At 71.8% G+C, this 15,588-nt stretch carries 14 protein-coding genes and 1 tRNA gene; 7 read left to right on the top strand and 8 right to left on the bottom strand.

All coding sequences use genetic code 11. The annotated features are described in order from the left end of the window. Window positions 1-60 precede the first annotated feature (60 nt). Entirely contained in the window at window positions 61-891 is an 831-nt protein-coding gene (locus ABT057_RS17780) for a hypothetical protein (RefSeq protein ID WP_352343989.1), read from the bottom strand. Window positions 892-1,144: 253 nt separating this feature from the next. Here ABT057_RS17780 and ABT057_RS17775 point away from each other — a divergent pair, with 253 nt between their 5' ends. The 3 genes from ABT057_RS17775 (at window position 1,145) to ABT057_RS17765 (ending at window position 3,473) form a co-directional block, all read left to right on the top strand. Further along, entirely contained in the window at window positions 1,145-1,600 is a 456-nt protein-coding gene (locus tag ABT057_RS17775; protein WP_352343988.1) for an ATP-binding protein, read from the top strand. 112 nt (window positions 1,601-1,712) lie between these two features. Then, complete coding sequence (locus ABT057_RS17770) at window positions 1,713-2,630, top strand: intradiol ring-cleavage dioxygenase (RefSeq protein WP_352343987.1); 918 nt, start codon at window positions 1,713-1,715, stop codon at window positions 2,628-2,630. A 9-nt stretch (window positions 2,631-2,639) separates the two neighbouring features. Further along, entirely contained in the window at window positions 2,640-3,473 is an 834-nt protein-coding gene (locus tag ABT057_RS17765) for a triphosphoribosyl-dephospho-CoA synthase (protein ID WP_352343986.1), read from the top strand. 52 nt (window positions 3,474-3,525) lie between these two features. On the opposite strand, the gene ABT057_RS17760 is transcribed toward ABT057_RS17765, so the two are convergent. Further along, window positions 3,526-5,028, bottom strand: a complete 1,503-nt coding sequence (locus ABT057_RS17760) for an aminopeptidase P family protein (protein ID WP_352343985.1) — start codon at window positions 5,026-5,028, stop codon at window positions 3,526-3,528. An 88-nt stretch (window positions 5,029-5,116) separates the two neighbouring features. Beyond that, complete coding sequence (locus tag ABT057_RS17755; protein WP_352344139.1) at window positions 5,117-6,634, bottom strand: PP2C family protein-serine/threonine phosphatase; 1,518 nt, start codon at window positions 6,632-6,634, stop codon at window positions 5,117-5,119. A gap of 512 nt (window positions 6,635-7,146) precedes the next feature. Here ABT057_RS17755 and ABT057_RS17750 point away from each other — a divergent pair. Further along, window positions 7,147-7,812, top strand: coding sequence for a bifunctional DNA primase/polymerase (locus ABT057_RS17750; RefSeq protein ID WP_352343984.1), 666 nt, complete (start codon window positions 7,147-7,149; stop codon window positions 7,810-7,812). Window positions 7,813-7,868: 56 nt separating this feature from the next. Beyond that, window positions 7,869-8,495 carry a hypothetical protein gene (locus ABT057_RS17745; protein ID WP_352343983.1) on the top strand — a complete coding sequence of 209 codons (627 nt, stop codon included), beginning with the start codon at window positions 7,869-7,871 and terminating at the stop codon, window positions 8,493-8,495. 281 nt (window positions 8,496-8,776) lie between these two features. On the opposite strand, the gene ABT057_RS17740 is transcribed toward ABT057_RS17745, so the two are convergent. The 3 genes from ABT057_RS17740 to ABT057_RS17730 all read right to left on the bottom strand — a co-directional run bounded on the left by ABT057_RS17740 (window position 8,777) and on the right by ABT057_RS17730 (window position 11,604). Beyond that, window positions 8,777-9,742 (bottom strand): DUF5926 family protein, encoded by a 966-nt coding sequence (locus ABT057_RS17740; protein ID WP_352343982.1) that lies wholly within the window; start codon window positions 9,740-9,742, stop codon window positions 8,777-8,779. 185 nt (window positions 9,743-9,927) lie between these two features. Then, window positions 9,928-10,566: an ATP-binding protein gene (locus ABT057_RS17735; protein WP_352343981.1), complete on the bottom strand. Its 639-nt coding sequence runs from the start codon at window positions 10,564-10,566 to the stop codon at window positions 9,928-9,930. 201 nt (window positions 10,567-10,767) lie between these two features. Beyond that, window positions 10,768-11,604 carry a glycerophosphodiester phosphodiesterase gene (locus tag ABT057_RS17730; RefSeq protein ID WP_352343980.1) on the bottom strand — a complete coding sequence of 279 codons (837 nt, stop codon included), beginning with the start codon at window positions 11,602-11,604 and terminating at the stop codon, window positions 10,768-10,770. Window positions 11,605-11,861: 257 nt separating this feature from the next. Between ABT057_RS17730 and ABT057_RS17725 the strand changes: the two genes are divergently transcribed. Continuing rightward, window positions 11,862-13,472: a S1C family serine protease gene (locus ABT057_RS17725; protein WP_352343979.1), complete on the top strand. Its 1,611-nt coding sequence runs from the start codon at window positions 11,862-11,864 to the stop codon at window positions 13,470-13,472. A 298-nt stretch (window positions 13,473-13,770) separates the two neighbouring features. Next, window positions 13,771-13,855: transfer RNA gene (locus tag ABT057_RS17720), tRNA-Ser, on the top strand. Window positions 13,856-14,068: 213 nt separating this feature from the next. Here the strand turns inward: ABT057_RS17720 and ABT057_RS17715 are convergent. Further along, window positions 14,069-14,473: a VOC family protein gene (locus ABT057_RS17715; protein ID WP_352343978.1), complete on the bottom strand. Its 405-nt coding sequence runs from the start codon at window positions 14,471-14,473 to the stop codon at window positions 14,069-14,071. A gap of 58 nt (window positions 14,474-14,531) precedes the next feature. Next, window positions 14,532-15,452 (bottom strand): bifunctional DNA primase/polymerase, encoded by a 921-nt coding sequence (locus tag ABT057_RS17710; protein WP_352343977.1) that lies wholly within the window; start codon window positions 15,450-15,452, stop codon window positions 14,532-14,534. Window positions 15,453-15,588 lie beyond the last annotated feature (136 nt).

Here is a 15,588-nt window from a genome sequence, read left to right as displayed (position 1 = left end):
CGCGTGCCGCACGACGGCGGCCACTCCTCCCGCGGAGTGCGGAGTGCTGGTCGAGTCGCGTCAGGCAGCGAGGACGAGAACCGGCGCGGCCGGCGGGCCGCGTCTGGTCACCGTGTGCTGGAGTGCGGTGGTCCGGAGTTCGGCCGGAGCGGAATGAGCGGTGCGCGGGGAGCGCGGGCCCGCTTCCGGCGTGGCCGGCAGTCCCGCCAGCAGGGCACGCACCAGCGCGAGTGCCCCGCGCAGGGACCGTACGGACGCGCCCTCCGCGACGCCGTGCGCCGACAGCCGGAGCAGCCGCCGCAGGGCCGTGTCGCCGCGCCGCAGCAGCCAGCCCGCGGCGACCGCCGCGAGGAGGTGGCCGAGCAGCATGGGGAGGGGCGGCAGGAGGGACATCGACGAGCCGGTGGCGGACAGGGCGTCAGCGGGGTGGTGCATGGAGCCCATGCCGCTCATACCGCTCATGTCCGTGCCGGTCGCGCTGTCGTAGATCCGTGCGTCGACGAGGATCTTCCGAGCCTGGGCGGGGCTGATCGCCGCAGCCGTGGCCCCGCACACCAGCCGGGCGGCCCGTGCCACGAGCGCGGCGTCGTACGCGGTCCCCGAGGTGGCTGTCGTGGTGCTGTGCTGTCCGAGCCCGAACAGCGTGTGCAGCACGGTCTGTCCGACGGCGAGCAGCGCCGCGATGCCCGGCAGCGAACGCTCGCGTCCGGCGAGCGGCACGACGACCGCGAGGGCCCCGAGGAATCCGGCGGCCAGTGTCCACGGCGGAACGGTGGCGCAGGAGGCCATCGTGTGCCCCGCCGCGGCCAGCACGACACAGACCGCGGCGAACACCGCGGCCCGCAGCAGTCGTAGATCGCGTCCGGAGCGCTCACCGTGGGGGGCAGTCATGGCGGGCTCATCATCGCACTGGGAATACCGCCGCCATACGGCAGGTCCACAAGATGCGGTACGGCTCGCTACGATCCGGAAGATCGCATTCTGTGAAGACTGGTGCGACTGATGCCACCTGTGCCCCACATACACCGATTCCTGCTATCTGTGCATCCCCCATATGGGCGGCATCACGCGGAATTCGCGCTTACATACGCGTCCGGGCGGCAATACGTATCGGTATGTCGAGCCGCGGCCAGGAGGCTGGAGCATGAGCATCTGGTGGTCACTCCATCTGCGGCGCGAAGCCGCGAGCGTTCCGCTCGCCCGCCGTCTTCTGCTCGGCACCATGGAGACGGCGGGGGTCGATCCGGACATCAGTTACGACCTCTCGGTGGCGCTGAGCGAGGCCTGTGCCAACGCCGTCGAGCACGGCGGGGACACCGTGCACGGCGGCTTGTCGGAGGCGTACCGGGTCACCGCCTATCTCGACGGCGAGAAGTGCCGCATCGAGGTCGCCGACTCGGGACCGGGCTTCACGGGCGAGCGCACCGCCCCGGCACCGCTGCGCGCGAGCCAGGACGCCGAGCAGGGCAGAGGACTCTTCCTGATCCAGGAACTCGCCGACCACGTCCACATCGGCAACAAGCCGGGATTCGGCGGCGCGGTGGTCAGCTTCGACAAGATCCTGAAGTGGCGCAAGGACGCCCCCCTGATGGCCGTATGACGACGCCTCAGGTCGGCCGGGCCGACAGGGAACTTCAGCTTTCTCAGTTCTCACAGGTTCCTCTCAGCGTTCTTTCAGCCCGCTGATTGCCGGCGTTCCTAACTTCCTGGTCATGACGGGAAACCACAAGGACACCAGCATCACCCGGCGCCGTGCGCTCGTGGTGACGGGCGGTACGGTCGCGGCCGGCGGACTCGCCGTCGCGGGCTACCAGTCGGCGTTCGCCGACACCGAGACGGACACCGCGGCGAGCGCTGACGCCACCTCGACCAGCAGCGAGTGCATGACGCTGATGAGCAGCGTCACGGAAGGGCCCTACTACCTCGACGGTGCCTTGGTGCGCAAGGACATCACCGAGGGCAAGAGCGGCGTACCGCTGACCCTGCGCCTCACCGTCGTCGACGCCACCGACGGCTGCACCCCGGTCAAGGGTGCCGCCGTCGAGATCTGGCACTGCGACGCCTGGGGCTACTACTCCGGCTACACCACCGCCAACCCCGGTGGCTCGGCGCCCGCGGAGAGCGAGGAAGGCGACTCCGCGAACGACGACACCTACCTGCGCGGGTACCAGATCGCCAACGCCAACGGGGTCGTCAAGTTCGAGACGATCTTCCCCGGCTGGTACACCCCGCGCACCTGCCACATCCACGTCAAGGTGCACACCGGCGGCGAGAAGGAGGACGGCACCTACGAGGGCGGCAAGGTCAACTACACCGGCCAGCTCTTCTTCGACGACACGATCGCCGAGGAGATCTTCACCCTCGAGCCGTACTCGAAGCACTCCGGCAGCTACACCACCCTCGACAACGACATGGTGTACGACGGCGGAGGCGCCTCGAGCGGCCTGCTGACCCTCAAGGCCGTCCACAAGAAGGACCCTTCCAAGGGCTACAAGGGGTCTCTCACCCTCGGCGTCGACCCGGACGCCGAGAACACGGGCGCGGGCAGCGGCGGTGGCGGCACACCCCCGGGCGACGCCCCGACGGGCACCCCGCCGAGCGACGCCCCCTCCGCCTCCGCGTCCTCGTAAGGCGGTGCCATGACACGCCGTGAGGACGATGTGCTCGCGCAGGCCGCCGTGGCCGCGCTGACCGGTCAGCTGGCCCTCGCACCCAAGCCGGGCCTGCCCGACCCCCGTGACCTGGACGCCCGCGTCACCCGCAGGGACCACTGCGGGCTGCGCTGGTCGGCCAAGGCGCTCGCACCCGGCCTCGCGGCGATGGCCGCGGCCGCCCGCCGCACCGGCGAGCCCACGCCCCGGCTCCGCGCGGAGCTGGGCGCGATAGGGCGGTGCACCGAGCATTCGGTGGGCCTGGCCGGCGGTGGGCACCGGGGTGCCCTGTGGACGCTCGGCCTGCTGGTCGCGGCGGCCGCGCTCGACCCCCGCGCGCGGGGGACCGGGATCACCGCGACCGCCAAACGGATAGCCGCGCACCCCGACCGGGCCGCCCCCCGCCGCCCGTCGCGCGGTTCGACGGTGTCGGCGAAGTACGGCGCCGCGGGCGCCCGGGGTGAGGCACGCGCCGGATTCCCGCACGTACGGCGGGCCCTGGACGCCCTGGCCAAGGCCCGCTCGGCCGGCGCGGGCGAGGCCGAGGCGCGGCTCGACGCCCTGCTGACCGTGATGTCCACCCTCCAGGACACCGAACTCCTGCACACCGCGGGCCCGCTGGGACTGCGCCATGTGCAGGCGGGCGCCCGCGGCGTCCTGGAGGCGGGCGGCACGGCCACGGACGCCGGCCGCGAGGCCCTGACCGCGTTCGACGCGGACCTCCACGCGCGCGCGTGGAGCCCCCGGGGCAGCGCGGGCCTGCTGGCGGGCGCCCTGTTCGTGGACTCCCTGCCGGTGAGCGCACTGGTACGGGCCGCCTGACCCGGACGGCGAACGGCCGGGCACACCCCTCGTGCCCGGCCGTCGGAAAACCTCAGCCCTTCAGCGCAGCCATCCACGCCTCGACCTCGTCCGACCGCCGGGGCAGCGCGGCGGACAGGTTCCGGTTGCCGTCCTCGGTCACCAGGATGTCGTCCTCGATCCGGACACCGATCCCCCGGTACTCCTCCGGCACGGTGAGATCGTCGGACTGGAAGTACAGCCCCGGCTCCACGGTCAGCACCATGCCGGGCTCCAGCGCCCCGTCGACGTACGACTCCACACGCGCGGCGGCGCAGTCGTGGACGTCCATGCCGAGCATGTGACCCGTGCCGTGCAGCGTCCAGCGGCGCTGCAGGCCCAGTTCCAGCACCCGCTCCACCGGCCCCTCGACCAGCCCCCACTCGACGATCCGCTCGGCGAGCACGCGCTGCGCCGCGTCGTGGAAGTCGCGGTACTTGCCGCCCGGCCCGACCGCGGCGATCCCGGCCTCCTGGGCGTCGTACACGGCGTCGTAGATCTTCTTCTGGATGTCGGAGAAGCGTCCGCCGATCGGCAGCGTGCGCGTGACGTCCGCCGTGTAGTACGTGTGCGTCTCGACGCCGGCGTCCAGCAGCAGCAGTTCGCCCGTGCGGACCGGCCCGTCGTTGCGCACCCAGTGCAGTGTGCAGGCGTGCGGACCGGCCGCGGCGATGGTGCCGTAGCCGACGTCGTTGCCCTCCACGCGCGCGCGGAGGAAGAACGTTCCCTCGATGTAGCGCTCGGAGGTGGCCTCGGCCTTGTCGAGGACCTTCACGACGTCCTCGAAGCCGCGGACCGTGGAGTCGACGGCCTTCTGCAGCTCGCCGATCTCGAAGCCGTCCTTGACCAGCCGCACCTCGGAGAGGAAGAGGCGCAGTTCCTCGTCCCGCTCGCCGGTGACCTTGTCGGTCAGGGCCGCCTCGATCCCGGCGTCGTACCCGCGCACGACCCGCACCGGGCCGGTGGCCTCGCGCAGCAGGCCGGCCAGCTCGCGGACGTCGGCGGCGGGGATGCCGTACAGCTGCTCCGCCTCCGTGAGGGAGTGGCGGCGGCCGACCCACAGCTCACCCTGGCCGGAGAGCCAGAACTCGCCGTTCTCACGGTCGGAGCGCGGCAGGAGGTAGATCGTCGCGACATGGCCCTCACCCTGGGGCTCCAGGACCAGGACGCCGTCCTCCGTCTGGTTGCCGGTGAGGTAGGCGTACTCGACGGACGCGCGGAACGGGTAGTCCGTGTCGTTCGAACGGGTCTTCAGATTGCCCGCGGGGACCACCAGGCGCTCGCCCGGGAACCGCGCCGAGAGCGCGGCGCGCCGGGCGGCGGTCTCGGCGGCCTGGGCGATCGGCTCCAGACCTCGCAGTTCGGTGTCGGCCCAGCCCGACTTCATGTTCTCGGCAAGCTCGTCGGACACGCCCGGGTACAGGCCGTTCTTGCGCTGCTTGATGGGCTCCTCGGCCTCCTCCGGGGTCTCCGGGGCCGCTGCGTCGGCAGCGGAATCAGACACTGCCGGGGTTTCCGGGGTGAGCTCCTCGGCCACGGTCATCCTCCTAGATACGGCACTGGACCCCCTCCATCGTACGGTCGTACGTAAGGGGGCCCAGGGCAGAAGGTCCTGTCGCCGGTGTTCAGTCGAAGCGTGCCGCCAGCAGTACCACGTCCTCCTCGCTGTCCTGCGCGGCGAGTCCGTCCGGCAGGACCGTGCGCAGCACGTGGTCGGCGATCGCGCCGGGGTCGCGGCGCAGCGCGCGCGGCACCCCCGCGGCGGCGGCGTGCAGCCGGGCGAAGGCGCGGTCGACGGGGTCGCCGGTGCGGTGCAGCAGACCGTCGGTGTAGAGCAGCACCGTCTCGCCCGGCTCGGGTTCCAGCTCCACGCTGGGCGCCTCCCAGCAGGCCAGCATGCCCAGCGGCGCGGAGACGGAGGTCTCCACGAACTCCGTGCGCCGCTCGCCCACCAGCAGCGGCGGACAGTGCCCGGCCCCGGCCAGGGTGATCCTGCGCAGGGCCGGCTCGCAGTAGGCGAACAGGGCGGTCGCGGACCGGGCGGGCTCGGTCAGTCTGAGCAGCAGTTCCAGGTCGGAGAGGACGGCGACCGGGTCCTCGCCCTCCATCACGGCGTACGCCCGCAGGGAGGCGCGCAGCCGGCCCATCGCGGCGACGGCGCTCGGTCCGGACCCGGTGACCGAGCCGACCGCGAGCCCGAGGGCCGCGTCCGGCAGCGGCAGCGCGTCGTACCAGTCGCCGCCCCCGCGTGGTCCGGTACGGTGCCGGGCCGCGAGCTGGACGCCGGCCACCCTGGGCAGCCGGGACGGCAGCAGTTCCTCGGCCATCGTCGCCATGGACGCTCGCGTGCGCTCCAGTTCGAGCAGCCGGGCGAGGTGCTCGGCGGCGGTGCGGACGTACAGGCCGGCCAGGTGGCGCGGGCGCTCGCCCGGCTCGGCGGGCTCGTCGTAGAGCCAGACGGCCGCCCCGAGGCGGCCCGGGGTGCCCTCGGTGACCAGGGGCAGCGCGTAGCTGGCGGCGTAGCCGAGGCGGGCGGCGACCTCGCGGTGGCGCGGGTCCAGACCGTCCTCGGAGAGCAGGTCGGGCTCGGCGATCTCGCCCTCGCCGCCGGGCAGTCCGTCGAGGATCCGGCCGTAGGACAGGGCGCTGCGCGGCACGGTCTCGATGTGACCGAGATCGGCGCGGCCGAGGCCGAGGCCGATCGTGGTGTCCGGACCGAGGCCGTCGGCCGGTTCCAGGACGACGAGACCGCGCCGGGCGCCCACGAGGGCGGCTCCGGCCTGGAGCAGTTCGGTGAGGGCGTCGGGCAGCGTGTCCGTCCGGGCCAGGCGTTCGGTCAGTTCGTGCAGGGTCGTGAGGTCCGAGACCCATCCGGCGAGCCGGTCCTGCAGGAGCACGCCCGGTCCGGAGGGGGCCGCGGGGACCGGTGGGGTGCCCGAGGAGACGGGCGCGGGCGCGACAGTGTGTGCGGGTGAGGGAACCGTTGAATCGATTCCAGCCACTTTCGGAGGGTGAGGGGCGTTCATGGCGCCCGGCTCTCGGACCGGAGCGTATTGCTCAAAAGCATCGCAAACCCCCATGTCAATCTGCGCCGCTAGCAGTGTCTCCACATGTACACGTACTCGTAAGGAGATGTCCAGCATTGTCCAGCTGGGACGGCTGGTGTCCGTGAGGCTTTGGGGGGAATCAGACATGTTTCCTCCAGCCCCTTGTGAAAGAGCAAAGTTGGCTTAAAACTGACTCGGGTAACGGGTGTTTGAGGTCGACTGGGTTTGCTCCACGGAGCGTCACAGCGGTCGTGATGGGTACGTACTCGGTAAGGACCAGGGGTCGTCGGGGGCCACCCGGAACCTGGTGACCGACCCGGGCGTCTTAGCCACCGACGACCGTGCCCCATCCTCCCGTGGCGGAGGCAGAGAGAAATACGGCGAGCGGCAAAACGCCAGACTTCGCCACCCCACGCCACGCCCAGGCATTTGATGGACGCAAGTCGGCGGAGCGGCCGCGGAAGCAGCCAGAGCTCGGCCCACAGGGGTTCCCCTTGTCAAGGACAGGGGTGTGATGCGCCAAAAGGTACGCCCAGTGAACTGATCGACACATGGTGTGATGTGGCCCACGGTGTTGCCAGCGGTGCAACGGAAAGGAACGAGCGCTCATGCGCGAGATCCTCGGAAAGCGACGCAGGCTCCTGTCCCAGTCCAGCGACAAGGGTCCTGAGTTGATCGACTCGGCCCTGACCTTCGCGACGGAATGGCAGTGGCCCGTCCTCCCGGGAGCGGCAGCGGACCAGCGGAGCACGTCCCGCTGCACCTGCCCCGACCCGGAGTGCGCGATGCCCGGCGCTCATCCCTTCGACCCGGACCTCCTCGTGGCCACCACCGACGCCCGCATGGTGCGCTGGTGGTGGACCAACCGGCCGTCCGCTCCGATCATCCTGGCCACCGGGGGCAAGGCCCCCTGCGCGGTCAGCCTCCCCGCCCTCGCGGCGTCCCGCGCGCTCGTGGCGCTGGACCGGCAGGGCATGCGGCTCGGCCCGGTGGTCGCCTCGCCCACCCGCTGGGCGATCCTCGTCCGGCCGTACTCCATGGAACAGCTGGGCGAACTGCTGTACGCCAAGGACTTCGTCCCCGGCTCCCTCCGCTTCCACAGTGAGGGCGGCTACCTCGCCCTGCCGCCGTCCGAGACCGGCCGCGGCGACATCCGGTGGGAACGCGCCCCGCTGCCCGGCTCGGCCTCCCCCTGGGTGCCCGACGTCGAGGCCGTGGTGGACGCCGTGGTCGACGCCCTCACTCGTACGGGTGTGAGCGCCCCCGAGTTGTAGGGGTGTCGGGCGTGCGGCGGCGGTGACGAGCGGCTACGCCCCTTATCTTCCGCAGTATGCAGCTTTCTTCTGGGGGGCTACCCCCAGACTCCCGTTGGGTCCGTCTCCTCGGCCTCGCCGGCGCAGTGGTCTGCGCACTCGCACTGCCGCTGGCCATGGCGTCGGCGGGGCCCGTCGGAGACGACGGGCCTTTCGCCGTCGACTCCCTGATCTCCGACGACGACGTCCACGGTGCGGACCCCAAGGCGCCCGCCGCCGACGGCGGCCACGGCAAGGGCCCCCGGGCGCCCTCCGCCGTTCCGTCGCGTTCTCCCCGGTTGCTCGGCATGGGCCTGGCAACCGCCGCCCGCTGCGGTCCCGAACTCGGCTCGCCCGAAGGCGTCGAGGCGCAGACCTGTGTCCTCACCCAGGGCGACGAGACCTGGGCGCGCACCTACTACCGCAACGCCACCGGCCGCGCCCTGGCCGCCGTCCTGAGCCTCATGGGGCCCGGGGGGCGCTCGGTGCAGATGAGGTGTGCGGTGGGCGCGGAGGACGAGCCGGAGACCTGCGAGACACCCCGTGAACGGAGCCGGGAGGCGCCGGCCGCCTACACCGCGGTCTCGGAGTTCGCGGAGGCGGCCGGCGAGGGACCGCTCCTGCTGCGCTCCGGAAGCAACTCGGCTGCTGAAACGGGCAGTTGACATGACCCACCGCGGTGTCACCACCGCCGGGCATGCAAGAACCCGGTTGCTGGCGACGGGGGATGCACCAGCAACCGGGCTATTGGAACGGTAACAAGAGATCGGCCTCAAGCAAATTCGATCTCTTGAGTTCATCGGGCTTTCGGACATCCGCCGATCGGCCGTTTCTGGCTCCGACTCGCCTTGCGCGAACGGCAGTTGTGAGCGGAGTCACGCCTTCCGGTGGGGCGGAGCCGGGTCCGGCCGGACCCCCGGCCGGACCCGGCTCCGCCCTCTGTGTCTCAGCTGAGGGTCACCTGTCGGTTGGTGAGCCCGCCGCGCGCGCGACGCTCGTCGGCGGTGAGCGTCGCGTCCGAGGCCAGGGCGGTCGCGAGGCGCTCCGCGAACTCGGCGGCGGGCTTCTCCACGTCGTCCGCCGAGACCCCGCTCGGCAGGTCCCAGACCGGCACTGTCAGGCCGTGTGCCCGGAAGGAGCCCACCAGCCGGGTGCCCTCACCGAGGCTGGAACGACCCGCCGCGTGCAGCCGCGCGAGAGCGTCGAGAAGCCGCTCCTCCGGGTGCGGCATGACCCAGCGCAGGTGGTTCTTGTCGGGGGTCTCGCACCAGTAGGCCGCGTCCACACCGGTCAGCTTCACGGTCGGGATCGCCGCCGCGTTGGCCCGCTCGAGGGAGGCGGCCACCTCCGGGGTGGCGTTCTCCGGGTCCGGAACCCAGAACTCGAAACCGTCGTGCACAACTGGCTCGAACACGCCTTCGGCGTCGAGGAGATCCTGCATCCGCGGACCGTCCGCCGGGGCACGGCGGGCCTGCACCGGAGTACCCGGCTCCGCCTCCAGGGCCCGCTGGAGGGTGTCCGCCAGGTCACGGCTGATGTCACCGGACGGTGTGTCGTTCTGCAGGCCGAGCAGGACCGAGCCGTCGTCGCGGCGCAGGGCGGGCCAGGCCATCGGCAGGACCGTGGCGAGCGTGACCGAGGGGACGCCCTCGGGCAGACCGTCCTTCAGCGTCAGCTCGACGGTGGCGGCCGGGACCAGCTCGCGCAGCGCCACCCAGTCGCACTCGCCCGGCAGGCCGTCGAACGGACGCTGCACCAGCTCGGTCACGGCATGCGCGGCGGCCCGGCCGTGACAGGCCTTGTAGCGGCGGCCGCTGCCGCAGGGGCAGGGCTCCCGGGCGCCGACGACCGGAACCTCGCCATCGGTGAGCTGCGGCCGGCCGGCCTTCGTCTGGGGTCGCTTCTTGGCCATCTGGGTGTCTCCCGGGTACGGCTCGTCTGGTACGGCGGGAGCCTAGCCGCTCGTACGCGCGACCACGGGAACCTGTGGACAACGGGGTGGCTGTGGACAACGGGCCGATCCCGGAACGCGCGCCCTACGGCCCGGCCGGCCCTGTGCGACGGTCCCGTCCCGGACACTGGCGTGTCGGGCTCTGGTCAGTCCATGTCCTCGAACGCGTCCGCGAAGTCGAGTCCCGGCATCGACGAGACCGCCGGGGCCGCGATCCGGGAGGCGAAGTCGTCCCGTCGGCGGCCGGCGTCGGGGTCGTGGACGTCCGCGTGGACGAGGGCCCACACCGTGACCTCGCCGCGGGCGTCGTCCCGTACGCCCCAGTCGTCGGAGAGAGCCGTGATGATGTTCAGTCCCCGGCCGCCGTGGGCGGTGACGGAGGGGGTGGCCGGTGACGGGCGGGTCGGACCGCCGCCGTCGGTCACCTCGACGACCAGCCGGCCGCCCGGATCGACCCGCCACGCGGCCCGGACGTCGCCGTCCCCGGCCAGCGCGTCGCCCAGGGGCCTGCCGTGCTTGCAGGCGTTGCTCAACAGTTCGGAAAGGATCAGTACGGCGTCGTCGACGACCGATTCCGACACTCCGCCCCTGCGCAGCTGATCGCGCATGCGGTGTCTCGCTTCCCCCACGCCCGCAGGGCCATGGGATACGGCCATGCTCGACGACGTGGGCACCTCCTGTGCCACCACCAACGCCACCCCCGAGACCTCCTTCGCCCCACGCCACGGTGTGGATGCCCCATTGGCCTGTACCGGAAACCGGCCAATCCAGGTCCTCAGACGCATTCCCAACGGTCGGACACGGAACGAACGCGCCGGAGCACTCCCTGTGAGGGACCCGTAGTCGTGTGGCTGGAATTCTTCAGTTTGGCCGAGAACGGAGGATGCTTGATGTGAACAGTGGGGTCAAGGGGTATGGATGGGGCTTCTGGGACTTCTGTGACTTCCTATAAGGGCAATTGGTGCGAACTAGGTAAAAGCGCTGCCTCAGCGGCCCAGCCGTCGCAACACCGCGCGCGGACGGTTGGTGATGATCGCGTCGACGCCCAGGTCGGCGCAGAGGTCGACATCCTCCGCCTCGTTCACCGTCCACACGTGCACCCGGTGGCCGGCCTGCTTCAGGCGCTCGACGTACAGGGGATGGTTGCGCACGATCCTGATCGAGGGTCCCGCGATCCCGACTCCCACGGGCAGCCGCCCGTCGCGCAGCCGGGGCGTGACGAACTGCATCAGATAGACCGTCGGCAGCGTCGGCGCGGCCGCGCGGATCCGGTGCAGCGAACGCGCCGAGAAACTCATGACGCGTACCTGCGAGTCCGCCGCCGACGCGGGAGCGTCCAGGCCGAACCGCTTCAGGAGCACCAGCAGCCGTTCCTCCACCTGTCCGGCCCAGCGCGTCGGATGCTTGGTCTCGATGGCCAGTTCGACCCTGCGGCCCGCGCCGGACACCAGCTCCAGCAGCCGCTCCAGGGTCAGTACGGAGGTCTCCGCGCGGTCCTCGGGCCGCACCTCCCAGTCGGGCTCCTCGTCACGCGCGTGCCACGCCTCGCGCGCCTCCCGCGTCTTCCAGGAGCCGAAGTCCAGCGCCGCGAGATCGGCGAGCTCCAGGGCGGACACGGCACCGCGCCCGTTGGACGTACGGTTGACTCGTCGGTCGTGCACGCAGACGAGATGGCCGTCCGCGGTCAGCCGTACATCGCACTCGAGGGCGTCCGCACCGTCCTCGATCGCCTTCTTGTACGCGGCCAGGGTGTGCTCGGGGGCCTCTTCGGAAGCTCCGCGGTGAGCGACGACTTGAATGGTGTGCTGTCGTGCGTGGGTCACCGCGTCATGGTGCCACCCGAACCATCTGAGAACAGTCTGAGATGTTTCGAAGATGCGTGCTTACTGCACCAAAAGTCCCTTATAAAGAATGTCCGGGGACCCACAGCCACCGCTTATGGTGCTCTGACGGCCCGTGGGAAAAGCTGAGCAGTACAAAAGCGCACGCACAGCTACCGCCGCGCCGGGTCGACGACAAGCGTGAACGGGCGAGACCTAGTGCGACCGACGACAACAGCCGTGGATCGAGGAGAAGAGCTGTGAGCACCGAGAACGAGGGCACAACAGAGGGCACGCCGGTCCCCCCGGCCCCGTCCGCACCCCCCGTGCCGGTGGAGCAGTCCTCGGCCACCGCCCCACAGACGCCCGCCGCCGACGCGGGCGCACCCACCACTCCGCTCCCGCAGACCCCGCCCGCCCCGGCCGCTCCGGCGGGCGACTGGCCGCCGCCGACCGCCCCGCAGGCGGCTCCGGCCGCCGCTGAGGGCGACTGGCCCGCACCGACCGCTCCCCAGGCCTCCCAGGCCGACTGGCCGGCGCCCCCGGCGCCGCAGGCCGCTGCCCCGGCCGGCGCGGCCCCCGGCGGCTGGCAGAGCCCGCCGAACGCCCCCCTGTACGCCGACGCGGGCACGCACGCGTACGGCGACGGCGGAGCGGGCGGCGCAGGCATGGGTGACGCGGGCGCGGGCGGTGCCGGAGGCATGGGCCCCGGTGGCTGGGGTGCCTCCTATCAGCAGCCCGCGCCCAAGTCCGGCCGTGGCCGCGGTGGGCTCGTCGCCGCGGTGCTCGTCGCCGCGCTCGTCGCGGGCGGCGTGGGCGGCGGCCTTGGCTACACCCTCGCCAAGAACGACGACGACACCGGCTCGACCACCGTCTCCGCCTCCACCGGCGGCGGCGACGTCAAGCGCGCCGCCGACACGGTCGCGGGCGTCGCCCAGCGGGCCCTGCCCAGCACGGTCACCATCGAGGCCGAGTCCAGCAACGGCGAGGGCGGCACCGGCACCGGCTTCGTCTTCGACACCCAGGGCCACATCGTCACCAACAACCACGTCGTCGCGGACGCGGTCGACGGCGGCAAGGTGACGGCCACCTTCCCGAGCGGCAAGAAGTACGACGCCGAGGTCGTCGGCCACGCCCAGGGCTACGACGTGGCGGTCATCAAGCTCAAGAACGCCCCCTCGGACCTGAAGCCCCTGACCCTGGGCGACTCCGACAAGGTGGCGGTCGGCGACTCGACCATCGCCATCGGCGCCCCCTTCGGCCTGTCCAACACGGTCACGACGGGCATCATCAGCGCGAAGAACCGCCCGGTCGCGTCCTCGGACGGCACCGGCAGCAGCTCCTCCTACATGAGCGCCCTGCAGACCGACGCGTCGATCAACCCGGGCAACTCCGGCGGCCCGCTCCTGGACGCCCAGGGCAATGTCATCGGCATCAACTCCGCGATCCAGTCCACCGGCAGCGGCGGCCTGGGCGGCACCTCGCAGTCCGGCTCGATCGGCCTCGGCTTCGCCATCCCGATCAACCAGGCCAAGTACGTCGCCCAGCAGCTGATCAAGACCGGTGAGCCGGTGTACGCCAAGATCGGCGCGTCCGTCTCGCTGGAGGACGCGACGGGCGGTGCGAAGATCACCGACCAGGGTTCGGGCGGCGCCTCCGCGATCGAGTCGGGCGGCCCCGCCGCCAAGGCGGGACTCAAGTCCGGCGACGTCATCACCAAGCTCGACGACACCGTGATCGACTCCGGCCCGACCCTCATCGGCGAGATCTGGACCCACCAGCCCGGCGACAAGGTCACGATCACCTACGAGCGCGACGGCAAGTCCCACACCGTCGAACTCACCCTCGGCTCCCGCAACGGCGACAGCTGACCCGATCCCACGCGCGCGTAGCTCCCCGGCTCAGCACCGCCTGACCCCCACGCGCGCGTGCCCACCTGTTGCCCGTCCCCGCGCCGCCGATCACCAGCGGCGCGGGGCGGGTTGCCCGACGGCCCGGGGAACGGTCTTGCAGCGAAGCGGGGTTTTCCTCCGCCGGCACGACGCGAAGCCGGAGCCGCGGCGGAGGGGAACGCGACCGCGCCGGTGGACCCCGTGGGGACCACACCCTCCGCGAGCCACCCGAGACCGGTACTCTGTACCCGCTCCACCCCAGGTGGGAAGGGGCGCAGGTGGGTTGCCCGAGCGGCCTAAGGGAACGGTCTTGAAAACCGTCGTGGCGCGAGTCACCGTGGGTTCAAATCCCACACCCACCGCGGCGCAGGTCAGAGACTTGCAGATCAGAAGGGGTGCCTCTCACCGCGAGGCACCCCTTCTCGGTCACGGCCGAGCCCTGCCGCTCGCCACCGAGACGACCCCCTCCGCCCGCTGAAGTCCCTGCAGGGCCATGGGACAGGGCGCGGCGGGGGATCCGGCCACCAGGGGTCCTGTGGTCGGGCTCGCCCGGGAGCCCGCGGTCCTGTGGGGCATCAGGCGGGCTTGTCCTGGGGGTACCAGCGGAGTTCCACCGTGTTGCCGTCCGGGTCCTCGACGTAGATCGATGTGGCGGAGCCCCGGGCGCCGTAGCGGGGGACCGGGCCTTCCAGGACCGTGAAGGTCTTCGCCGCGACGACCTCGTCCCAGTCCAGCGGATCCACGGTGAGACAGAGGTGGTCGACGTTGGAATCCTTCCGGTCCCGCCCTGGCCGGGCCACCAGGTCGATGATGGTTTCCGGGGTGATCCGCACCGAGGGGAACGGGGCCTTCCCGGCCCGCCACTCGTCGACCCGTACCGGTGCCAGGCCCAGGAGGCCGGTGTAGAAGGCCAGGGACCGTTCCACGTCGTCGACGTTGAGGACCAGGTGGTCGAATGCCCTGACGTGTACAGAGGTCATTTCTTCTCCCGATAGGGGTGCGGGTCGTGGGCGGGGGCGCACCGGCCGCCGCCGGTGTTCAGGCCACCGGCGGTCGGCACATCCGCGCCGCCGACGCGATCGTCGAGCGGGCCTCGCGTTCGGTCAAGCCGGTGCCGATCGCGGCCCTGACGAGCGCTTCGGTGAGCGTTTCGCCGATGCCGTTCTCGTAGGCCCGGCAGGCCGCCCAGAACAGCCGGGTGTTGCGCTGGCCCTCGTGCGCCGCGAGGACGAACTGGACCAGTCCCCGCCCGTGCGCGCCACCCGGCGCGGAGGCCGCCCCCGGTTCCCCGGCCTCCGCCGTCCGCCGCGGCGCGAGCAGCAGCCGCAGCAGCCCCCGCGGGCAGGGCGCCGGCGTCAGGTGGCCGGTGCCCGGCGCGGTGGTGTAGACGCCGTGGGCGGTGCGGGAGCCGGGGCCGACCAGGTAGCCGCCGGCGCCCCGGATGTCGATGCCGGGGGCGAGACGGCCTGCCGAGTTGGGGACGACGACGTCGGTCGGGCCGGTGAGCCAGAGGTGGCGGCCGCCGGACGGGGTGCGGACGACGATCGTGGGCGGGATGGTGAAGAGGTGGCGCAGGGCAAGCTCGCGCAGGGCACTGGTGGAGTCGGTGTCCGACTTGGTGTCCAGGTCGACGCCGATGAGGTGATGCGGAGGCAGGCCGCAGGCGATGCCGTATCCGGTGGCCCAGGGGGCGGCGGCGAAGAGCGCGCGGATGCGCGAGGGGTCGGTGGAGGCGTCGTACACGCCGTGGCCGAAGCGGCCGCACTCGCCGTGGCAGGGCGGGGCGGACGGGTCGTCGTCCCGGTGGGGAGAGCGCAGGGCGGGGAGTTTGGTCCGGGACAGGGGGATGACGGCCAGGCCGTGTTCGGCGGCCGACAGGGCGTGGGCGAGGGCCGTCGTGGCGGCCTGCCGGGGGTACCGGTCCGGGTGCCGGCGGGGGTGCCGGTCGGTGCTGGCCATAACTCCATAGTCGTACTGGTGTTCGAAAAAGGGAAGAGGGCGAGAGTGCGACGCCCCGACGGGGCTGCGGGCGTCGGCAGAAGTGGCGGAACGCTTCACCTCTTGTGGGGCTTGGGTGACAGCTGTCCGACTTGCC

Source organism: Streptomyces sp. NPDC002588, from assembly GCF_040295925.1.
Taxonomy (GTDB): domain Bacteria; phylum Actinomycetota; class Actinomycetes; order Streptomycetales; family Streptomycetaceae; genus Streptomyces.
Note: the sequence above shows the minus strand (reverse complement) of the source record. Positions and strands in the feature narration are given on the sequence as shown.

Bases quoted from the DNA above. Each gene is read 5' to 3' on its own strand.
- ABT057_RS17755 (WP_352344139.1), bottom strand. From the start codon at position 6,634: ATGCTGGACATCTCCTTACGAGTACGTGTACATGTGGAGACACTGCTA.
- ABT057_RS17745 (WP_352343983.1), top strand. From the start codon at position 7,869: ATGCAGCTTTCTTCTGGGGGGCTACCCCCAGACTCCCGTTGGGTCCGT.
- ABT057_RS17750 (WP_352343984.1), top strand. From the start codon at position 7,147: ATGCGCGAGATCCTCGGAAAGCGACGCAGGCTCCTGTCCCAGTCCAGC.
- ABT057_RS17735 (WP_352343981.1), bottom strand. From the start codon at position 10,566: ATGCGTCTGAGGACCTGGATTGGCCGGTTTCCGGTACAGGCCAATGGG.
- ABT057_RS17710 (WP_352343977.1), bottom strand. From the start codon at position 15,452: ATGGCCAGCACCGACCGGCACCCCCGCCGGCACCCGGACCGGTACCCC.
- ABT057_RS17740 (WP_352343982.1), bottom strand. From the start codon at position 9,742: ATGGCCAAGAAGCGACCCCAGACGAAGGCCGGCCGGCCGCAGCTCACC.
- ABT057_RS17715 (WP_352343978.1), bottom strand. From the start codon at position 14,473: ATGACCTCTGTACACGTCAGGGCATTCGACCACCTGGTCCTCAACGTC.
- ABT057_RS17770 (WP_352343987.1), top strand. From the start codon at position 1,713: ATGACGGGAAACCACAAGGACACCAGCATCACCCGGCGCCGTGCGCTC.
- ABT057_RS17780 (WP_352343989.1), bottom strand. From the start codon at position 891: ATGACTGCCCCCCACGGTGAGCGCTCCGGACGCGATCTACGACTGCTG.
- ABT057_RS17775 (WP_352343988.1), top strand. From the start codon at position 1,145: ATGAGCATCTGGTGGTCACTCCATCTGCGGCGCGAAGCCGCGAGCGTT.
- ABT057_RS17765 (WP_352343986.1), top strand. From the start codon at position 2,640: ATGACACGCCGTGAGGACGATGTGCTCGCGCAGGCCGCCGTGGCCGCG.